Below are 16,934 nucleotides of genomic sequence, written 5' to 3' on the forward strand. Positions count from 1 at the left end.
CGATCAGGCTGGCGCGCGTTCGCTCACGCAACGCCACAAGCCGTGGCCCGACGCCGCATACTTGCGTTCGAATGGCGTCATCGCCTGTGACGGGTGCCATGCCTCGACCTGCCCCGGGCGACCCACCAACGCCAGCGCCTGCGCGAATTCATCGATATAAACCTGCCAGTTGCTGCGACACTCCAGGTAATCGCCGCAGGCGGCCAGCGCCGGGAACACCGCGTGACCCTGCCAGCGCCGCCCCAGGTGTCCGATCTTGGGCCACGGGTTCGGGTACAGCACGTAGTGTCGCGCCACCGGCACCGCATCGGCCTGCAGCATGCGCCAGACATCGACCAGGTCGGCCCGTGCCCAGCAGAAGTTGGCAGGCATCGGCGCCTCGCCCCACCAGTCCTTGCCGGCGGCCAGGCGCTTTTCGGACTGGTCGACGCCGATCACGTAGTGGTCCGGGAACGCGGTGGCCAGGCGCAGCGTGCTTTCGCCCACGCCACAGCCCGCATCGAGGATCAGCGGCGCGCCGCCGGCCTGCTGCCAGCTTTGCAGCGCCGCGGCAAGCTCGCGCCGGCTAGCCTCGCCGATGGGCTTGCGGAACGGCTCGGCGAGGTGGCGCGCAACGCGCGCGGCCAGGTGTTCGTGGACATCGGACTGCGCCGAAACGATGGTGGGGGAATTGGCAAACATGGCCGCCATTTTAACGGCGCAGGCGGAGGGCCTCGCAGCAATATGGCTGCAACCATGTCACTTTAGCGGCACAATGCGGGACAAACCCGCCTGAGAACCCGTCCGCGCCCGCGCGGACCCGTACGAGGAGCCTGTCCGATGAAACCGACTCACGCCACGCCCGACCGGCAACGTTCGCCGCGCCTGCCCGCCCGCCGCACCCTGCTCCACACCGCCGCAGCGCTGGTGCTGGGCAGCGCCGCCTTCACGCTGCTGCCGGCGGGCGCCGCCCATGCCGAGGACCTGCGTATCGGGCTGTCGGCCGACGTCACCTCGATGGACCCACACTGGAACAACTCCGGCCCCAACAACGCGATCGCGCTGCATATCTTCGAATCGCTGGTGTTCATGGACAAGAACGCCCGCTATATCCCCGGCCTGGCGCTGTCATGGAAGCCGGTCAACGCCATCACCTGGGAAATCAAGCTGCGCCCCAACGTGAAGTGGCAAGATGGCTCGCCCTTTACCAGCGAGGACGTCAAGGCCTCACTGGAACGCCCGGAGAAGCTGGCCAACAGCCCGGGCTCGTTCACCAGCTACACCAAGCCGATCGCGCGCATCGACACGCCCGATCCGCTGACGGTGCGCCTGACCATGAGCGTGCCCAACTACGCCAACCTGGCCAATGACCTGAACAGCGTGCCGATCATGCCGAAGAAGGTCGCCGCCACGCTGACGCAGACGGACTTCGACTCAGGCAAGGCGATGATCGGCACCGGCCCCTTCAAGTTGGTACGCTTTGCACGCGGGCAGGAAATCGTGATGGAGCGCAACCCCAACTACTGGGGCCCCAAGCCCGAGTGGGACCGCGCCATCTTCCGCATCATCACCGACAACGGCGCGCGCTCGGCCGCGCTGCTGGCGGGCGATGTCGACGTGATCGAGAGCGTGCCGTCGGCGGACGTGGCTAAGCTAAAGCAGAACCCCAGGTTCAAGATCGAGCAGCAGGTGTCGTGGCGCACCATCTTCTGGCAGATGGACCAGTCGCACGACAACCCGCCCTTCGTCACCGACAAGGCCGGCAAGCCGCTCGGCAAGAACCCGTTCAAGGATGCGCGCGTGCGTGCCGCGATCAGCAAGTCACTGAACCGCGACGCCATCGTCAACCGCATCATGGAAGGGCTGGCGGTGCCGGCATCCTCGATCGTGTCGCCACAGATCTTTGGCCATCCGGGCACCAAGCCCGAGGCCTATGACCCGGAAGGTGCCAAGAAGCTGCTCGCCGCCGCCGGTTATCCCGACGGCTTCGGGCTGACGCTGCACGCCACCAACAACCGCTACCTGAACGACGCCGCGGTGGCGCAGGCCACGGCCAGCATGCTGACGCGCATCGGCATCCAGACCAAGGTCGAAACCATGCCGGTGGCCGTGTACTTCACACGCGCGCGCCAGGGCGAGTTTGCCTTCCAGATGCTCGGCTGGGGCTCGGCCGCCGCCGACGTGGCGCTGCGCTCGATCACCGGCACGCCCAATCCCAAGACCGGCTACGGCACCTGGAACTGGGGCAAGTACAGCAACCCGCAGCTGGACCAGCTGATCGAGAAATCGCTGACGACGGTCAGCAGCGAGAAGGCGCGTGAGGAGAATGCCCGCACCGCGGCGAAGTTCGCGCTGGCCGACCACGCGATTATTCCGTCGCATAGCCAGCTGGCGATGTGGGCGATGAAGAAGGGGCTGAAGTACGAGGCGCGGACGGACGAGTGGTCATTGGCGCAGTTCTTCCATAAGGAATAACAGGCCTGCGGCTTGCACCCCTCGTCCGCGATGCGGGCGAGGGGCCGTCCCTCAAATCCTCAACCGCTCTTCCTGCCGCGCATTCGCGGCGCGCAGCTTCTCCACCCAATCCCGCGCCGGCAGCCCGGTGGTCTTTTCCACCACGTCGGCACGCCCTTCCAGCGCTTCCCACGACACATCGATATCCGGCCCGTTGAAGGCCATCGCGATGATATTGCCGTCATGCACTTCGGGGAACACCAGCACGCGGTTGTCGAAGGCGTCGCAGATGCGCTCGATATTCTTCGGGAAGCTGTCGTGGTCGCCGAACAGGTTGATGGTCATCACCCCCGGCGCCTTCAGCGTGCGCCGGCAGGCGCGGTAGAACGCGGTGGTATCGAGCACGGGCCCGCGCGCGGTGGCGTCGTACAAGTCCACCTGCAGCACGTCGATGGCGCCGGCGTGGGCGCCGTCCATCACGTAGTCCCAGGCGTCCTGCTCGCGCACGGTCAGGCGCGCATCGTCCTCGCGCAAGCCGAACATGCTGCGGCCGGCCACGATCACGGCCGGGTTCAGTTCCACCGCGGTCACGCGCGCCCGGTTGAACTGGCGGTGGCAGAACTTGGTCAGCGCCGCGGCGCCCAGGCCAAGCTGTACCACGTGGAACTCTTCAACGGACGGCGACAGGAACAGTAGCCACGCCATCATCTGCTGCGCGTATTCCAGTTCGATGGCATCGGGCTTGCGCAGGCGCATCGCGCCCTGTACCCACTCGGTGCCGAAGTGCAGGTAGCGCACCCCTTCCATTTCCGAGAAGGTCACCGGCGCAAAGCGCGGGGTCATGCGCTTTTCCTCGCGCGCCGGCGCCTGGCCACGGTTGCGGGTACCACGGGCCGGACGGCGCGAAGCCACGGCTTCAATCGATTTGCGTTTCAGTAGTGTCATGTTGTCAAAAAAAGCGTTCAGCATCCGCTGCAGCATGGAGGCGCGGAAAGCGGGTTACTTGCCCAGCGCCAGCTGCGCGCGCTGCAGCCATTCGCGGTTGTGTTCGCGGGCGTGGCGCGGCCAGTGGCGGGCGTCGTGGACGATGTCGGCGTAGAGCTGGCGCGCGCGTTCGCGGTCGGCGGCATCGGGTTGCGCCGCCAGCCAGTCGGCGAACAGGCAGCGCGGCGCGGCGTCGCTGGCACTGGTCAGCGCCTGCTCGAACGCGGCGCGCGTGCCCGGCGCGCCGGTGGCCGCAAGTGCGCGCGCATACAGCACGGCGGGATCGGGTTGCTGGCGCGCTTGCGGATCGGCCGCGAACAGCTTTTCCAGCGTCGCCAGCGCGGCCGCCGCATCTCCGATGGCGAACTGCGCCTGCGCCAGGCCCTGCAGCAGCGCCGGGTCGGACGCGAACGGGCCGTTGGCGGCGGCCTGGTAGTGCTGCAGGGCCTCGGCCGGCTCGCCGGCCTCCAGCAGCGCCGCGCCCAGCCGCATCCGGTGCTGCACCGTCGGCGCGCGGTCAAAGTCGGTGCGGGCCTCGCGCACCGCGCGGTTCGGATCGACCAGCTGCGTGATCGCGCGCGTGGCCACGCGCGCGCCACGCGATTGCCGCAGCTCGGGCAGGAAGATCGCAAAGAAATACACCAGGCTGCCCAGTCCCGGGAACAGGAACAGGATCAGCAGCCAGTACATGTTCTGGTGCGTGCGCACCGCATGCACCGCGAAGAACAGTGCAATGATGATATGGATGCTGATGCCGAAAATACGCATAGGGTAGTCACCTTGGAAACAATGGCCGCGGCGGCGGTGCAGCGCCGGCCGCCGGCATTGTGACAGAAAGCCCCGGGGGCAAGTTTCAGCCGCCCGCCGCCATGCCGGCGCCGGCCGCCTGCAGGCCCGCCACCGCCTGCGGCGTCAGCACGGCCTCGCCGTTCACCGCGCGCGCCACCAGCGCATCGGCTGCCTCGATGGCGATGCCCTGCGCGGCATACCAGGCGTCGTCGTAATAGGTATTGCCATAGCGCTCGCCGCTGTCGCACAGCAGGCCGACAATGGCGCCGCCCTGCCCCGCCGCTTGCATCTGCTGGGCCAGGTACAGCACGCCGACGAAGTTGGTGCCGGTCGAGCCGCCCACGCGGCGGCCGAAGCGCGCGGAGAGGTAGCGCATCGCAGCAAACGACAGCGCGTCCGGCACCTTCAGCATGGCGTCGATGCAGCTCGGGATGAATGAGCGTTCCACCCGCGGCCGGCCGATGCCCTCGATGCGCGAGCCGACCGTCAGACCCAGCTCAGGCTGCGGCTTGCCATCGAGACAGCTGCGGAAGTAGTCAAAGAACACCGAGTTTTCCGGATCCGCGCACAGCACGCGGGTCTTGTGGCGGCTGTAGGCCACATAGCGCCCGAGCGTGGCGATGGTGCCGCCGGTGCCGCCACTGGACACCAGCCAGGCCGGCACCGGGTACTCTTCCTCGGCCATCTGCTTGAAGATCGACTCGGCGATATTGTTGTTGGCGCGCCAGTCGGTGGCCCGTTCGGCATAGGTGAACTGGTCCATGAAATGCCCGCCGGCCTCCTGCGCGATGCGGTGCGACTCGGCGTAGATCTCCGCCGGGTTGGCCACCAGGTGGCAGCGCCCGCCGTAGAACTCGATCGCCTCGATCTTGGCGCGCGAGGTGCCTGCGGGGATCACCGCCACGAACGGCAGCCCCAGCAGCCTGGCGAAGTACGCCTCGGAGATCGCGGTCGAGCCGCTGGAGGCTTCCACCACCATGCTGCCCTCGTGCAGCCAGCCGTTGCACAGCGCGTACAGGAACAGCGAGCGCGCCAGCCGGTGCTTCAGGCTGCCGGTCGGGTGGCTCGACTCGTCCTTGAAATAGAAGTGGATGTCGGGATAGCCCGGCAGGTCCAGCGGAATCAGGTGGGTATCTGCGGAACGGTTGAAGTCCGCTTCGATCTTGCGGATGGCTTCATGGGTCCAGTCGGAGAGTGGCATGGCGTCTTGCGGGCACGGCGGCCTGGCTTTGGGACAGGCCATCAGGATGCCAGAAGCGACCACGCCCGGCAAAAATACGGTCTGCCCGGCGCCGACTGCGGAGCCGGCGCACGCGCCGACACGGACCTCGGCCGCTAGGCCTCAGGCCTACCGGTAGACCAGCACCGGGATCTTGCTGTGGGTCAGCACCTTGAGGGTTTCGCTGCCGATCAGCATTCCCTGGACGCCGCGCCGCCCGTGCGATGCCATCACGATCAGGTCGCAGTCCTTGTCCTCGGCCGTCTTGATGATGGCCTCGTAGGGATGGTCATTGACCGCGTAGGCCGTGTCGCAGGCCACGCCCGCCGTGCCGGCCTCGTTGGCCAGTCCGCGCAGGTAGCGGGTCGCGTCTTCCCAGGCTTGCTTCACGTAGGTTTCGCGCGTGCCTTCCAGCATTTCTACCTCGTAGGTCAGCACGTGGTAGTTCGGACAGACGCGCACCAGCGTGGTCTTTGCGTCCATTTCCCGCGCCAGCACGAGTGCCTTGCGGAAGGCCGATTCGGACAGTTCGGAGCCATCGACCGCCAGCAGGAGATGCCTGAACATAATTGCCTCCTTGCCTGCTCATTGCGCTCACTTTCGATGCGTCATCGCCTTGCGTCCGAAAGTGTGAGCCGCAAGGCGCACAACAATGAGCGACCGATACCCCCGGTTTCGAATTATTCGTCACCCGAATCCAGTATAGGTGCGCCATGGCCCACGGCAATCCCGGCACGCGTCACGTCGGACTGACGAGGATTCGAAGGCGAAGGCGCGCGGGTGCCTCATGTCTGGCTCCGCGCCGCAATGCCGGCGGGATCCTCCGCCAGCCATGCCGCCATAGCCGCCGCCACCGCTTGTGGCGCTTCCATGGTGGTCATGTGCCCCGCATCCTCGATAACTTCGAGCCGCGCCACCGGAATCCGCTCACACATGTCGACGTGGTGGGCCAGCGGGTTCCAGTCATCCTGGCGGCCGCACAGCAGCAACGTCGGGCAGGCAATGGCCGGCAGCAGCCGCGTCGCGTCTGGACGCCCGAGTAGTGCCCGCACCTGCGCGGCAAACTGTCCGGGATTGCTGCGCTCGATCATGTCAAGGATCTCATCGAACAGGGGCGAGCCAAACATGATCGTCCCGCTACGAACCCCAAAGCGCTAGGAAAAATCTCACTTGCTTCTGCGCTCTCCTCATGAAAATCAATGTTCCGCCCGCCCTCCACCCAGTCCCTGATGTGCTTTGAAGCGAGCGCCCGGCTGCGCTCCTTCACTGCCGCCGCGCGCGAACTGAACCTGACACAAGGCGCGGTGAGCCGCCAGATCCAGACGCTGGAGGAGCGCCTCGGCGTGCCGCTCTTTACCGGGCGGCGCGACGCCATGGCGCTTACCGACGCCGGGCGCGAATACCTGGCCGAAATCGCGCCGCTGCTGCGGCAACTGGAGCGGGCCACCATGAACGTGATGGCCCTCAAGGGAAGGGGCGGCGCCCTGTCGCTCTCGGTCGGCGCGTCGCTGGGCAGCTACTGGCTGATTCCGCGCCTGCCGGCGTTTACGCGCGGTCACGGCGAGATCACCCTGAACCTGCGCACGCGCGTGGGTCCGGTGGACTTCAGCACCGCGGCCGTGGATGCTTCGCTGGAATTCGGCGACGGCCAGCGGCCGGGCCTGCATAGCGATTTCGTGGTGCCGCTGCAGCTATCGCCCTATGCAGCGCCGTCATGGGTGGCCGCGCATGGCAAGGCGGTCGACGCAAGCACGCCACGGTCGGCGCTGATCCAGCATCTGACGCTGCCCGACGCATGGGAAGGCTGGTTCGCGCGGCAAGGCATCGAGGCCAGCCCGGGCCACGCGGGGCCGCGCTACGAGGTGATGTCGATGGCTTTGAACGCCACCGTGGCAGGGATGGGCGTGGCGCTACTGCCCTCATACATGACCGGTGACCTGCTGGTGGCCGGCAAGCTGGAGCGCCTGGCCGACGTCGCCTGGCAGCACCCGAAGGGCTACTACCTGGTGTATCCGCCGGCGTCGGCGCAGATGAGGGCCCTGAAGGTGTTTCGCGACTGGCTGTTGCAGCAGCGCGAGGCCGGCGCCGCCGCGGGCAGCGGAGCAGCCGGTTGATCGGACACGCGCGCGGGGAACACTCGCGCCCGGAATTGCGGCAGGGTCAGCGCCTCAGGCCAGCAACCCTCGCCACAATGCCAGCTTCTGCTCGAAATTGCGCGCCGCGTGCGCGGGGCTGGACGATGGCAGCACCACCGTCTCATAGCCCTGCGCGGCGAACTGCGGCGCAAAACGGCCCGAAGTGCCGCCATTGAAGCCGACACGCTGCAGCGCGGGCGCGAGCGCGCGCAGGCGCGTGAAATCGTTGGCCTGCGGCAGGCGGATATTGCTGTCCAGGCTGCCTTCGCGCAGGCACGCGCCCAGCACGTCCCAGACGCCGATGCGATGCGCCAGCAGCCGCACCAGCCGTTCGGCATAGGGCAGCGCCGGCAGCGGCTCGCCGGTGAGCGCGGCCATCAATGGCCAGAACTGGTTGCGGGGATGGGCGTAGTACTGGCGCGCGGCCAGCGAAGCGGCGCCGGGGAAGCTGCCCAGCACCAGCACGCGGGTGTGGGCGTCGATGACGGGCGGCAGGCCCTGGTGGAGATCGGCGGCAGCCGGAGGGATATCAGGCATGGCAAAGCGGTGCGGGCACGCAAAGTGCCCGCACCGACAGGCCGTCAGGCCAGCAGCTTGTTGACGCGCTGCACGTAGGCGGCCGGGTCTTCCAGCATGCCGCCCTCGGCCAGCAGCGCCTGGTCGAACAGCACCTGCACGCGGTCGCTGAAGGCGTCGCCCGATTCCTCACCTTGCAGGTCGCGCAGCTTCTTCACCAGCGCGTGTTCCGGATTCAGCTCCAGGATCGGCTGGGCGTCCGGCGCCTTCTGGCCGGCCTGCTTGAGCAGGCGCTGCAGGTAGCCGCTCATGTCGCCCTCGTCCGAGACCAGGCACGACGCCGACGCGGTCAGGCGCAGCGTCACGCGCACGTCCTTGGCCTTGCCGTCCAGCACGGACTTGGCGCGTTCCACCACGTCCTTCCAGTCGGCCTCGGCCTTTTCCTGCTCGGCCTTCTCGGCTTCGTCGGCGAGCTTGCCCAGGTCCAGGTCGCCGCGCGCGACCGACAGCAGTTCCTTGCCGTCGAACTCGCGCAGGAACGACAGCATCCATTCGTCGACGCGGTCGGTCAGCAGCAGCACTTCGATGCCCTTCTTGCGGAATACTTCCAGGTGCGGGCTGTTCTTGGCGGCGGACCAGGTATCGGCGGTGACGTAGTAGATCTTGTCCTGGCCTTCCTTCATCCGGCCGACATAGGCGGCCAGCGCCACGTTCTGTTCGGCGGTGTCGTTTTGCGTCGAAGCAAAGCGCAGCAGCTTGGCGACGCGCTCCTGGTTGGCTTGGTCCTCGCCGGCGCCTTCCTTCAGCGCCTGGCCGAACTGCTGCCAGAAGGTGTCGTACTTGGCGCGCTCGGCTTCGTCTTCACTGTCGGCCAGCGCTTCCAGCATCGACAGCACGCGCTTGGTGCAGCCCTCGCGGATCGCCTTGACGTCGCGGCTTTCCTGCAGCAGTTCGCGCGACACGTTCAGCGGCAGGTCGGCGGAATCGACCACGCCCTTGACCCAGCGCAGGTAGCCGGGCAGCAGCTGATCGGCGTCGTCCATGATGAAGACGCGCTTGACGTACAGCTTCAGGCCGGCCTTGTGGTTGCGGTCCCACAGGTCGAACGGCGCGCGTGCCGGGATGTAGAGCAGCTGGGTGTACTCGCTGCGGCCCTCCACGCGGTTGTGGGTCCAGGCCAGCGGCGCTTCGTTGTCGTGCGCGATGTGCTGGTAGAAGGCGGTGTACTGCTCATCGGAAATGTCGGACTTGGCCCGGGTCCACAGCGCGCTCGCCTGGTTGACGCTTTCCCACTCGTCGGTGCGCTTGTACGTGCTGGCCTCGGCGTCCCACACCTCCTTGGGCATGCGGATCGGCAGCGAGATATGGTCCGAGTACTTCTGGATGATGCTCTTCAGGCGCCAGGCCGACAGGAAGTCGTCCTCGCCCTCGCGCAGGTGCAGCGTGATGGTGGTGCCACGCTCGGCGCGCGCGATCGCATCGACGCTGAACTCGCCGTCGCCGGTGCTTTCCCAGCGCACCGCCTCTTCGGCGCCCAGGCCGGCGCGGCGGGTTTCCACCGTGACCTTGTCGGCGACGATAAAGGCCGAGTAGAAGCCCACGCCGAACTGGCCGATCAGCGCGGCGTCCTTCTGCTGGTCGCCCGACAGCTGCTGGAAGAATTCCTTGGTGCCGGAACGGGCGATGGTACCCAGGTTGCGGATCGCCTCGTCGCGGCTCATGCCGATGCCGTTGTCGGTGATCGTCAGCGTACGGGCCTTGCCATCGGCCTCGATGCGGATGGCAAGGTCGGCGTCGTTTTCCAGCAGCGACGGGTTCGCGATCGCCTCGAAGCGCAGCTTGTCAGTGGCGTCCGAAGCATTCGAGACCAGCTCGCGCAGGAAAATTTCCTTGTTGCTGTACAGCGAGTGGATCATCAGGTGCAGCAGCTGCTTCACTTCCGCCTGGAAGCTCATCGTCTCGTGCGGTGCGGTCATGGTTCTCCTCTTGAAAACAGGCGAATCTGGAATATGGGTCTGGCCGGGTCATCGGCCGGTGCCCCCAGAAATAGGGCTGCCCGGGCCATTTTTCAAGGGCCGGGCGTGATGGCGGCATGGCTTAAAGGCGTTCGAGCTGGCGCGCCAGGAAGCGCAGCATGTCCGGATCGCCGCTGCTGGCGACGTTGAAGCGCATCCAGCCCGACGGCATCTGCGACGGCGAGAACAAGCTCCCCGGGGCGAACAGGTAGCCCTCCTCATGGCCGGCGGTGGCGATCGCGTTGGTGTCGCGGCCGGTATCCGCCCACAGGTACATGCCGGCGTGCTGGCCCGGGAACAAGCGCAGCCCGAGGCGCTCCAGCTCGCGCCGGGTGTCGTCGCTGGCGCGATCCAGGCGGGTGCGCACGCGCTCGACGTGCTTGCGGTAGTGCCCCTCGGTCAGCACCTTGTACAGCACGCGCTCGTTGATCTCGGGCGTAGCCAGGCCCGCCAGCAGCTTGCTGTCGGTCAGCGCCGAGGCCATTTCCGGGTGTGCGGCGATAAAGCCCACGCGCAGATTGGCGGCCAGCGTCTTGGAAAAACTGCCCAGGTAGATCACCCGGCGCAGCTGGTCCAGGCTCGCGATCCGCGTGGCGGCGTGGCCGGGCGGGCACAGGTCGCAGTAGATGTCGTCCTCGACGATCAGGAAGTCGTACTGCTCGGCCATGCGCAGTAACTGGAAGGCCTTGGCCGCCGACAGCGAGGTGCCGGTCGGGTTGTGCAGCACCGAGTTGATCACAAACAGCTTGGGCCGGCGTGCCTGCACGATGCGCTCCAGCGCCTCCAGGTCCGGCCCCTCGGCGGTGTAGGGCACGCCGATCACCTGCGCGCCCTGCGCGGCAAAGCGGCCGAACATCACGAACCAGGCCGGGTCGCCCACCAGCACCGCGTCGCCGGGCTGCAGGTAGAGGCGGGCAATCAGGTCCAGCGCCTGGGTGATGCCCGAGGTCAGCACGATCTGCTCGGCGCCGGCGCGGATTTCCAGTTCTTCCAGCCGGGTGCGCAGCTGCTGCCGCAGCGGCAGGAAGCCCTGCGGCGTGCCGCTGGCGAGGAAGTGGTTGCCCGGCTGGCGGCCGAGTCCGCGCAGTGCGCTGGCGATCAGCTCGCCGTCGAGCCAGTCGTTGGGCAGGAAGCCCAGCCCCGGCGCCTTGTGCGCCTCGGCGGTGTGGAACATGCTGCGCAGCAGCCAGGTCACGTCGATATTGCGCGCCACCGCCACGCCGGACGATACCGGGGCCGCGGGCGCGGCCGGCGTGCGCTCACGCACGTAGAAGCCCGAGCCGCGGCGCGATTCCAGGTAGCCCAGCGCCACCAGCCGCTCATAGGCCTCGACCACGGTAAAGCGCGAGATGCCCTTCTCCTGCGCCAGCTGCCGGATCGACGGCATGCGCATGCCGGCGCGGAAGACGCGCTCGTCGATGCGCATGCGGGCCCATTCGGTCAGCTGCTCGACCAGCGTCATCTGGGCCGACGGGATCGGGTCGGGCAGGCGCTCGGTGGTCGGCACGACCAGACGCAGCGAACGGCCGGAGGGTTGCCCCGCGGGTGACGAAGACGTGCCGTGCGCGTCGCCTCCGCTATCCTTCTTGCGGGTCGCGGCGGCGGGATCCGTGCCGGTGTCGCCGTCCTTGGTGTGGGCATCCATGTGCTGCTCCTGCAACTGTACTGAATACGATCCGCTTAACTGTACCGGTACTGTACCGACTACCTTGTCTACCATCAAGCCAACATGAAGCTCGTCCTCGATCACCTTGTCGTCGCCGCGCCCGAACTGGACGCCGGCACCGGCCATGTCGCCGAACTGCTGGGCATCGCGCCCCATGGCGGCGGTGCGCACGCCGCCATGGGCACGCACAACCGCGTGCTCGGTATGTTCGGCGGGGTCTACCTGGAAGTGATCGCGCTCGACCCGGCCGCCCCGGCACCGGAACGCCCGCGCTGGTTCGGCCTCGACACCGAAGCCGTGCAGCAACGCCTGCGCGACGGCCCCTTCCTGCTGCACTGGGCCACCCGCGTGGAGCGCCCGGCCGACCTGACGCTGTGGCAGTCGCAGTATCCGGAGCGGATCGCCCCGGTCATCCCGATGGCCCGTGGCGACCTGCGCTGGCGCATCACCGTGCCGGAAGACGGCAGCCTGCCCGCCTGGCAGGGCGAGGCGGACCGCGCCGGCGACGGCCTGCTGCCCAGCCTGATCCAGTGGGACGTGGCCAGCTACCCCGGCGTGAGCCTGCCGCGGCAGGATCTGGCGCTGCGCAAGCTGTCCGGGCGCCATCCGCGCGCGGAGCTGCTGCGCCAGGGCTTGGCGTGGCTGGGCGCCGACCACCTGATCGCACTGGAGCCGGCAGACGGCCCGCCCGAGTTGATTGCCGAAATTGAAACCGCGCAGGGCATCCGCACCTTGCGCTAGCCATCCTTGTAAAGATTCCCGAAGGAGACCCCCGATGTCCGCCACCCGCAAGCGCTTCGACGACGACCCCTACCTCGACCACTGCACCGCCACCGTGGTGGCCGCCGGCGCCGACGGGATCGAACTCGATGAAACCGTTTGCTACGCGCGCAGCGGCGGCCAGGCCGGCGACACCGCCACGCTGGCGCTGCCCGACGGGCGCACCATCGCCATCGTCGACACGGTCTACGCGGACGACCGCAGCCGCATCCTGCACGTGCCGGCACCGGACGCACCACTGCCGCGCGTGGGCGAGCGCGTCACGGTCACCATCGACTGGGCACGCCGCCACAAGCTGATGCGCCTGCATACCTGCCTGCACCTGCTGGGCTCGCTGATCCCGGTGCCGGTGACCGGCTGCGGCATCTCGCCGGAATCGGCGCGGATCGACTTCGACCTGCCGGAATCGACGCTGGACAAGGCCGACCTGACCGAGCGCCTGAACGCGCTGATCCATGCCAACACCGCGGTGCGCATCACGCTGATCACGCCGCAGGAACTGGCCGCCGAGCCCGAGCTGGTGCGAACCATCGGCGCGGCGCCGCCGGCCGGCACATCCAGCATCCGCATCATCGAGATCCCCGGCGTGGACCGCCAGCCCTGCGGCGGCACGCATGTCGCCAACACCAGCGAGATCGGCGCGGTGGTGGTGACCAGGATCGAGAAGAAGAGCCGCACCAACCGGCGCGTGGTCGTCGCTTTCGCATAAGCGCCATGACATCCGGCTTGCTCACCGGCCTCACGGCCGCGCAGTTTCTCGCCCTGCTGACCCTGCTCACGGTCGGCCTGTTCACGCCCGGCCCCAATACCACCATCGCCGCGGTGACCGGCGCCAACTTCGGGCTGCGCGCGACGCTGCCGCACTGCATCGGCGTCGCGTTCGGCTTTGCCAGCATCCTGGCGCTGTGCGCGGTGGGCGTGGGCGCGCTGGTCCTGGGTGAGCCGACGCTGGCCGCCGTGGTTCACCTGGCCGGCGTGGCCTATCTGCTGTGGCTGGCGTGGAAGATCGCGCGCAGCGCGGCGCTGGCCGAGAAGCAGGTGCTGCGCCCGCTGAGCGTGTGGCAGTCGGCCGTGCTGCAGTACGCCAACATCAAGGCGTGGATGCTGGCCCTGGCGGTCGCCGCCTCGTACATGGCCGGCGCGCCCTCACCCGCGCAGCGCATGCTGCTGGTGTGCGGCGTGTTCGCGGTGCTGGGCTTTGTCAGCAACGGCGTGTATGGCGTGCTGGGCGCATCGCTGCGACAGTGGCTGAAACAGGGCCAGCGCGTGCGCTGGTTCAACCGCGCCATGGGTGTGGCGCTGGCACTGACCGCGCTGTGGATTGCCGTCGGTGCCCGGCCGGGCGTGCAGTGAACGCCTCCGATTGCCACCGATGACAACCATGCCTGCTTCATCGCCCCCCTCCCACCCCGCCTCCGGCGGCATGCTGCTCGGCTTTATCGGCGTGGCGATCTTCAGCCAGACGCTGCCGTTCACGCGCATGGCGGTGGCGGAGCTGGACCCGATCTTTGTCGCGCTGGCGCGCGCCGTCCTTGCCGCGCTGCCGGCGCTGGTGCTGCTGGGCGTGCGCGGTGCGTTGTGGGCCGCGCGCCGCCCGCGCGCGAGCCAGTGGCCGCGGCTGGCCGTGACCGCGCTGGGCGTGGTGGTGGGCTTCCCGCTGTTCTCGTCGCTGGCGATGCGCGAGGTGCCGGCCAGCCACGGCGCCATCGTGATCGGCCTGCTACCGCTGGCGACCGCGGTGTTCGCGGCCTGGTTCGGGCGCGAGCGGCCCTCGGCCGGGTTCTGGCTGTCGGCCGTGGCCGGCAGCGCTCTGGTGGTCGGCTTTGCCGTCTGGCAAGGCGCCGGCGGCCTGCAACATGCCGACTGGTACCTGTTTGCCGCCGTGGTGCTGGGCGCACTGGGCTATGCCGAGGGCGGCAAGCTGTCGCGCGAACTGGGCGGGCTGGAAACCATCAGCTGGGCGCTGGCGGTATCGCTGCCGGTGCTGGTTCCGCTGGTGGTCTGGCTGATGCTGCGCGACCTGCCGCAGATCGCCGCCGCGTCGCCGCGCGCCTGGGGCGGCATGGCCTATGTTTCGGTTTTCTCGATGTTCGTCGGCTTCCTTTTCTGGTACGCCGGCCTCGCAAAAGGCGGCGTGGCCCGCGTCGGGCAGATACAATTGCTGCAGCCGTTCCTGACGCTGGCGGGCGGCGCGCTGATGCTGGCCGAGCCGCTTGACGCCCCTACCATCGCCTTCGCGGTGGCGGTGATCGCCGTGGTGGCGCTTGGCCGCCGCGCTGCCGTGCGCCAAACCGCACCCGCCCCCGCCACGGAAACGCCCCGTATCCTTCCAGAACGCATCCACTGACAGGAGTCCCACGCATGTCCGTCTACGATACCCTTGCCCGCCTCGGCGTTGAACTGCCCGCCGCCAACGCCCCCGCCGCCGCCTACGTAATGGCCGCGCAAACCGGCAATACCGTGTTCCTGTCGGGCCATATCGCCCGCAAGGACGGCAAGGTATGGACCGGCAAGCTGGGCAAGGACATCGACACCGAGACCGGCAAGGCCGCCGCGCGTTCCATCGCCGTCGACCTGCTGGCCACGCTGCACGCGCACGTGGGCGACCTGAACCGAGTCACCCGCATCGTCAAGGTGATGAGCCTGGTCAACTCGACCCCCGAGTTCACCGAGCAGCACCTGGTCACCAACGGCGCCTCCGAGTTCCTGGCCGAAGTGTTCGGCGACAAGGGCAAGCACGCGCGCAGCGCCTTTGGCGTAGCGCAGATCCCGCTGGGCGCCTGCGTCGAGATCGAGATGATCGTCGAAGTGCAGGGCTGAACCTCGCAACATGCGCATCGACAACCTGCCCTTCGGCACCACCGACTGGTCGGCCATCGCGCCGACCCGCCATCCCGGCGAACAGGGCGAGGCCACCTGGCGCACGCGCCAGTTCGGCGATATCCGCGTGCGCATGGTCGAATACTCGCCCGGCTACCTCGCCGACCACTGGTGCAGCAAAGGCCATATCCTGTTCGTGCTGGACGGCGAACTCCATACCGAGCTGGACGACGGCCGGCAGTTCGTGCTCACCGCGGGCACCAGCTACCAGGTCGCCGACCAGGCGGAAGCGCACCGTTCGTCCTCACCGACCGGTGCCAGACTTTTTATCGTTGACTGAGCGGCAGGGTTAGCCGCTCTCTCCCAGATTTCCCCCAGACCAAAAGAGACACATCATGAAATGGGCCATCTCCCGCCGGGCACAGCAACTGACCAGCTCGGCCATCCGCGAAATCCTCAAGGTCACCGAGCGTCCGGAAGTCATTTCCTTCGCCGGCGGCCTGCCGTCGCCGGCGTCGTTCCCGGTAGCGGCCATGGAGGCAGCGACGGCCCGCGTATTCGCCGACAACCCGCAGGCAGCGCTGCAATACGCCGCGACCGAAGGCTACCTGCCGCTGCGCGAGTTCGTCGCCAGGCGCCATGACGTGGCCGTCGAGCGCGTGCTGATCGTGACCGGCTCGCAGCAGGCGCTGGACCTGATCGCCAAGGTGATGATCGACCCGGGCAGCAAGGTGATGGTGGAAACCCCCAGCTACCTCGGCGCGCTGCAGGCGTTCTCGCTGTTCGAGCCGGAGTTCGTCTCGATCCCCACCGACGACAAGGGCCTGGTGCCCGAGGCGCTGACTCCCGAACTGACCGCCGGCGCGCGCTTCCTGTACGCGCTGCCCAACTTCCAGAACCCGACCGGCCGCCGCCTGCCGCTGGAGCGCCGCAAGGCGCTGGTGGCGCGTGCGCAAGAGCTGGGCGTGCTGCTGGTCGAAGACGATCCCTACGGCGCACTGAGCTATACCGGCGACCAGTTGCCGACACTGCTGTCGATGAACCCGGACGGCGTGATCTACATGGGCTCGTTCTCGAAGATCCTGGCACCGGGCCTGCGCCTGGGCTACGTGATCGCCCCGCCCGAGCTGCACTTCAAGCTGTGCCAGGCCAAGCAGGCCTCGGACCTGCACACGCCCACCTTCACCCAGCGCGTAGCCTACGAGACCGTGCGCGACGGCCTGCTGGACACGCATATCCCCACCATCCGCGAACTCTACAGCAAGCAGTGCAGCTTCATGCTGGACGCCCTCAAGCGCCACATGCCCGAGGGCGTGACCTGGAACGCGCCCGAGGGCGGCATGTTCATCTGGATGGAACTGCCCGAGGGCCTGGACAGCATGGTGATCCTGGAAGAGGCGGTGAAGCGCAACGTGGCCTACGTGCCGGGCGCGCCGTTCTACGCCAGCAACCCGAAGCGCAACACGCTGCGCCTGGCCTTCGTCACGGTGCCGGCCGAGCGCATCGAGCAGGGGGTGAAGACCCTGGGCGAACTGTTCCGCGAGGCCATCGCCGCCAGGCAACCGCGCGCGGCCTGA

At 68.0% G+C, this 16,934-nt stretch carries 18 protein-coding genes; 9 read left to right on the forward strand and 9 right to left on the reverse strand.

Annotated features, from left to right (window positions below):
* Window positions 1-3 precede the first annotated feature (3 nt).
* A complete protein-coding gene (locus ABNX08_RS15590) occupies window positions 4-690 on the reverse strand; it encodes a tRNA (guanosine(46)-N(7))-methyltransferase TrmB (RefSeq protein ID WP_022535995.1) in 687 nt (228 codons plus the stop codon).
* Window positions 691-819: 129 nt separating this feature from the next.
* Here ABNX08_RS15590 and ABNX08_RS15595 point away from each other — a divergent pair, with 129 nt between their 5' ends.
* On the forward strand, window positions 820-2,454 hold the full coding sequence (locus ABNX08_RS15595; RefSeq protein ID WP_349607296.1) for an ABC transporter substrate-binding protein: 1,635 nt from the start codon (window positions 820-822) through the stop codon (window positions 2,452-2,454).
* A 51-nt stretch (window positions 2,455-2,505) separates the two neighbouring features.
* Here the strand turns inward: ABNX08_RS15595 and ABNX08_RS15600 are convergent, their stop codons facing one another.
* The 5 genes from ABNX08_RS15600 to ABNX08_RS15620 form a co-directional block, all read right to left on the reverse strand.
* Complete coding sequence (locus ABNX08_RS15600; RefSeq protein ID WP_349607295.1) at window positions 2,506-3,378, reverse strand: spermidine synthase; 873 nt, start codon at window positions 3,376-3,378, stop codon at window positions 2,506-2,508.
* Between the two features lie 54 nt (window positions 3,379-3,432).
* Entirely contained in the window at window positions 3,433-4,185 is a 753-nt protein-coding gene (locus ABNX08_RS15605) for a tetratricopeptide repeat protein (protein ID WP_349607294.1), read from the reverse strand.
* An 85-nt stretch (window positions 4,186-4,270) separates the two neighbouring features.
* The gene (locus ABNX08_RS15610) at window positions 4,271-5,407 is read right to left on the reverse strand and encodes a PLP-dependent cysteine synthase family protein (protein WP_022535999.1); all 1,137 of its coding nucleotides are present in this window, start codon (window positions 5,405-5,407) and stop codon (window positions 4,271-4,273) included.
* Between the two features lie 147 nt (window positions 5,408-5,554).
* On the reverse strand, window positions 5,555-5,992 hold the full coding sequence (locus ABNX08_RS15615) for a universal stress protein (RefSeq protein ID WP_022536000.1): 438 nt from the start codon (window positions 5,990-5,992) through the stop codon (window positions 5,555-5,557).
* A gap of 218 nt (window positions 5,993-6,210) precedes the next feature.
* A complete protein-coding gene (locus tag ABNX08_RS15620) occupies window positions 6,211-6,552 on the reverse strand; it encodes an alpha/beta hydrolase (protein ID WP_349607293.1) in 342 nt (113 codons plus the stop codon).
* Window positions 6,553-6,624: 72 nt separating this feature from the next.
* Here ABNX08_RS15620 and ABNX08_RS15625 point away from each other — a divergent pair, with 72 nt between their 5' ends.
* The gene (locus tag ABNX08_RS15625; protein WP_349607292.1) at window positions 6,625-7,539 is read left to right on the forward strand and encodes a LysR substrate-binding domain-containing protein; all 915 of its coding nucleotides are present in this window, start codon (window positions 6,625-6,627) and stop codon (window positions 7,537-7,539) included.
* A 54-nt stretch (window positions 7,540-7,593) separates the two neighbouring features.
* Here the strand turns inward: ABNX08_RS15625 and ABNX08_RS15630 are convergent, their stop codons facing one another.
* From ABNX08_RS15630 to ABNX08_RS15640, 3 genes are all read right to left on the reverse strand, one after another.
* Window positions 7,594-8,097 carry a DNA-deoxyinosine glycosylase gene (locus ABNX08_RS15630; protein WP_349607291.1) on the reverse strand — a complete coding sequence of 168 codons (504 nt, stop codon included), beginning with the start codon at window positions 8,095-8,097 and terminating at the stop codon, window positions 7,594-7,596.
* 44 nt (window positions 8,098-8,141) lie between these two features.
* The gene (gene htpG, locus ABNX08_RS15635) at window positions 8,142-10,052 is read right to left on the reverse strand and encodes a molecular chaperone HtpG (RefSeq protein ID WP_022536004.1); all 1,911 of its coding nucleotides are present in this window, start codon (window positions 10,050-10,052) and stop codon (window positions 8,142-8,144) included.
* 121 nt (window positions 10,053-10,173) lie between these two features.
* On the reverse strand, window positions 10,174-11,736 hold the full coding sequence (locus tag ABNX08_RS15640) for a PLP-dependent aminotransferase family protein (protein WP_022536005.1): 1,563 nt from the start codon (window positions 11,734-11,736) through the stop codon (window positions 10,174-10,176).
* 84 nt (window positions 11,737-11,820) lie between these two features.
* On the opposite strand from ABNX08_RS15640, the gene ABNX08_RS15645 reads away from it, so the two are divergent.
* The 7 genes from ABNX08_RS15645 to ABNX08_RS15675 are packed head-to-tail and all read left to right on the forward strand — an operon-like array spanning window position 11,821 to window position 16,934.
* Window positions 11,821-12,498: a VOC family protein gene (locus ABNX08_RS15645; protein WP_022536006.1), complete on the forward strand. Its 678-nt coding sequence runs from the start codon at window positions 11,821-11,823 to the stop codon at window positions 12,496-12,498.
* Between the two features lie 34 nt (window positions 12,499-12,532).
* Window positions 12,533-13,246: an alanyl-tRNA editing protein gene (locus ABNX08_RS15650; RefSeq protein ID WP_022536007.1), complete on the forward strand. Its 714-nt coding sequence runs from the start codon at window positions 12,533-12,535 to the stop codon at window positions 13,244-13,246.
* Window positions 13,247-13,251: 5 nt separating this feature from the next.
* A complete protein-coding gene (locus tag ABNX08_RS15655) occupies window positions 13,252-13,890 on the forward strand; it encodes a LysE family translocator (RefSeq protein WP_022536008.1) in 639 nt (212 codons plus the stop codon).
* A gap of 28 nt (window positions 13,891-13,918) precedes the next feature.
* The gene (locus ABNX08_RS15660; protein ID WP_349607290.1) at window positions 13,919-14,884 is read left to right on the forward strand and encodes a DMT family transporter; all 966 of its coding nucleotides are present in this window, start codon (window positions 13,919-13,921) and stop codon (window positions 14,882-14,884) included.
* Window positions 14,885-14,898: 14 nt separating this feature from the next.
* Entirely contained in the window at window positions 14,899-15,357 is a 459-nt protein-coding gene (locus ABNX08_RS15665; protein WP_022536010.1) for a RidA family protein, read from the forward strand.
* Between the two features lie 10 nt (window positions 15,358-15,367).
* Window positions 15,368-15,697 carry a DHCW motif cupin fold protein gene (locus ABNX08_RS15670; RefSeq protein WP_116323712.1) on the forward strand — a complete coding sequence of 110 codons (330 nt, stop codon included), beginning with the start codon at window positions 15,368-15,370 and terminating at the stop codon, window positions 15,695-15,697.
* Window positions 15,698-15,752: 55 nt separating this feature from the next.
* Complete coding sequence (locus tag ABNX08_RS15675) at window positions 15,753-16,934, forward strand: PLP-dependent aminotransferase family protein (protein ID WP_022536012.1); 1,182 nt, start codon at window positions 15,753-15,755, stop codon at window positions 16,932-16,934.

The sequence above is a fragment of the Cupriavidus sp. DF5525 genome, from assembly GCF_040149425.2.
GTDB classification, from domain to species: domain Bacteria; phylum Pseudomonadota; class Gammaproteobacteria; order Burkholderiales; family Burkholderiaceae; genus Cupriavidus; species Cupriavidus pickettii_A.

Coding starts and splice junctions, on each gene's coding strand:
- ABNX08_RS15590 (WP_022535995.1), bottom strand. CDS start 690: ATGGCGGCCATGTTTGCCAATTCCCCCACCATCGTTTCGGCGCAGTCC.
- ABNX08_RS15595 (WP_349607296.1), top strand. CDS start 820: ATGAAACCGACTCACGCCACGCCCGACCGGCAACGTTCGCCGCGCCTG.
- ABNX08_RS15600 (WP_349607295.1), bottom strand. CDS start 3,378: ATGACACTACTGAAACGCAAATCGATTGAAGCCGTGGCTTCGCGCCGT.
- ABNX08_RS15605 (WP_349607294.1), bottom strand. CDS start 4,185: ATGCGTATTTTCGGCATCAGCATCCATATCATCATTGCACTGTTCTTC.
- ABNX08_RS15610 (WP_022535999.1), bottom strand. CDS start 5,407: ATGCCACTCTCCGACTGGACCCATGAAGCCATCCGCAAGATCGAAGCG.
- ABNX08_RS15615 (WP_022536000.1), bottom strand. CDS start 5,992: ATGTTCAGGCATCTCCTGCTGGCGGTCGATGGCTCCGAACTGTCCGAA.
- ABNX08_RS15620 (WP_349607293.1), bottom strand. CDS start 6,552: ATGTTTGGCTCGCCCCTGTTCGATGAGATCCTTGACATGATCGAGCGC.
- ABNX08_RS15625 (WP_349607292.1), top strand. CDS start 6,625: ATGTTCCGCCCGCCCTCCACCCAGTCCCTGATGTGCTTTGAAGCGAGC.
- ABNX08_RS15630 (WP_349607291.1), bottom strand. CDS start 8,097: ATGCCTGATATCCCTCCGGCTGCCGCCGATCTCCACCAGGGCCTGCCG.
- htpG (WP_022536004.1), bottom strand. CDS start 10,052: ATGACCGCACCGCACGAGACGATGAGCTTCCAGGCGGAAGTGAAGCAG.
- ABNX08_RS15640 (WP_022536005.1), bottom strand. CDS start 11,736: ATGGATGCCCACACCAAGGACGGCGACACCGGCACGGATCCCGCCGCC.
- ABNX08_RS15645 (WP_022536006.1), top strand. CDS start 11,821: ATGAAGCTCGTCCTCGATCACCTTGTCGTCGCCGCGCCCGAACTGGAC.
- ABNX08_RS15650 (WP_022536007.1), top strand. CDS start 12,533: ATGTCCGCCACCCGCAAGCGCTTCGACGACGACCCCTACCTCGACCAC.
- ABNX08_RS15655 (WP_022536008.1), top strand. CDS start 13,252: ATGACATCCGGCTTGCTCACCGGCCTCACGGCCGCGCAGTTTCTCGCC.
- ABNX08_RS15660 (WP_349607290.1), top strand. CDS start 13,919: ATGCCTGCTTCATCGCCCCCCTCCCACCCCGCCTCCGGCGGCATGCTG.
- ABNX08_RS15665 (WP_022536010.1), top strand. CDS start 14,899: ATGTCCGTCTACGATACCCTTGCCCGCCTCGGCGTTGAACTGCCCGCC.
- ABNX08_RS15670 (WP_116323712.1), top strand. CDS start 15,368: ATGCGCATCGACAACCTGCCCTTCGGCACCACCGACTGGTCGGCCATC.
- ABNX08_RS15675 (WP_022536012.1), top strand. CDS start 15,753: ATGAAATGGGCCATCTCCCGCCGGGCACAGCAACTGACCAGCTCGGCC.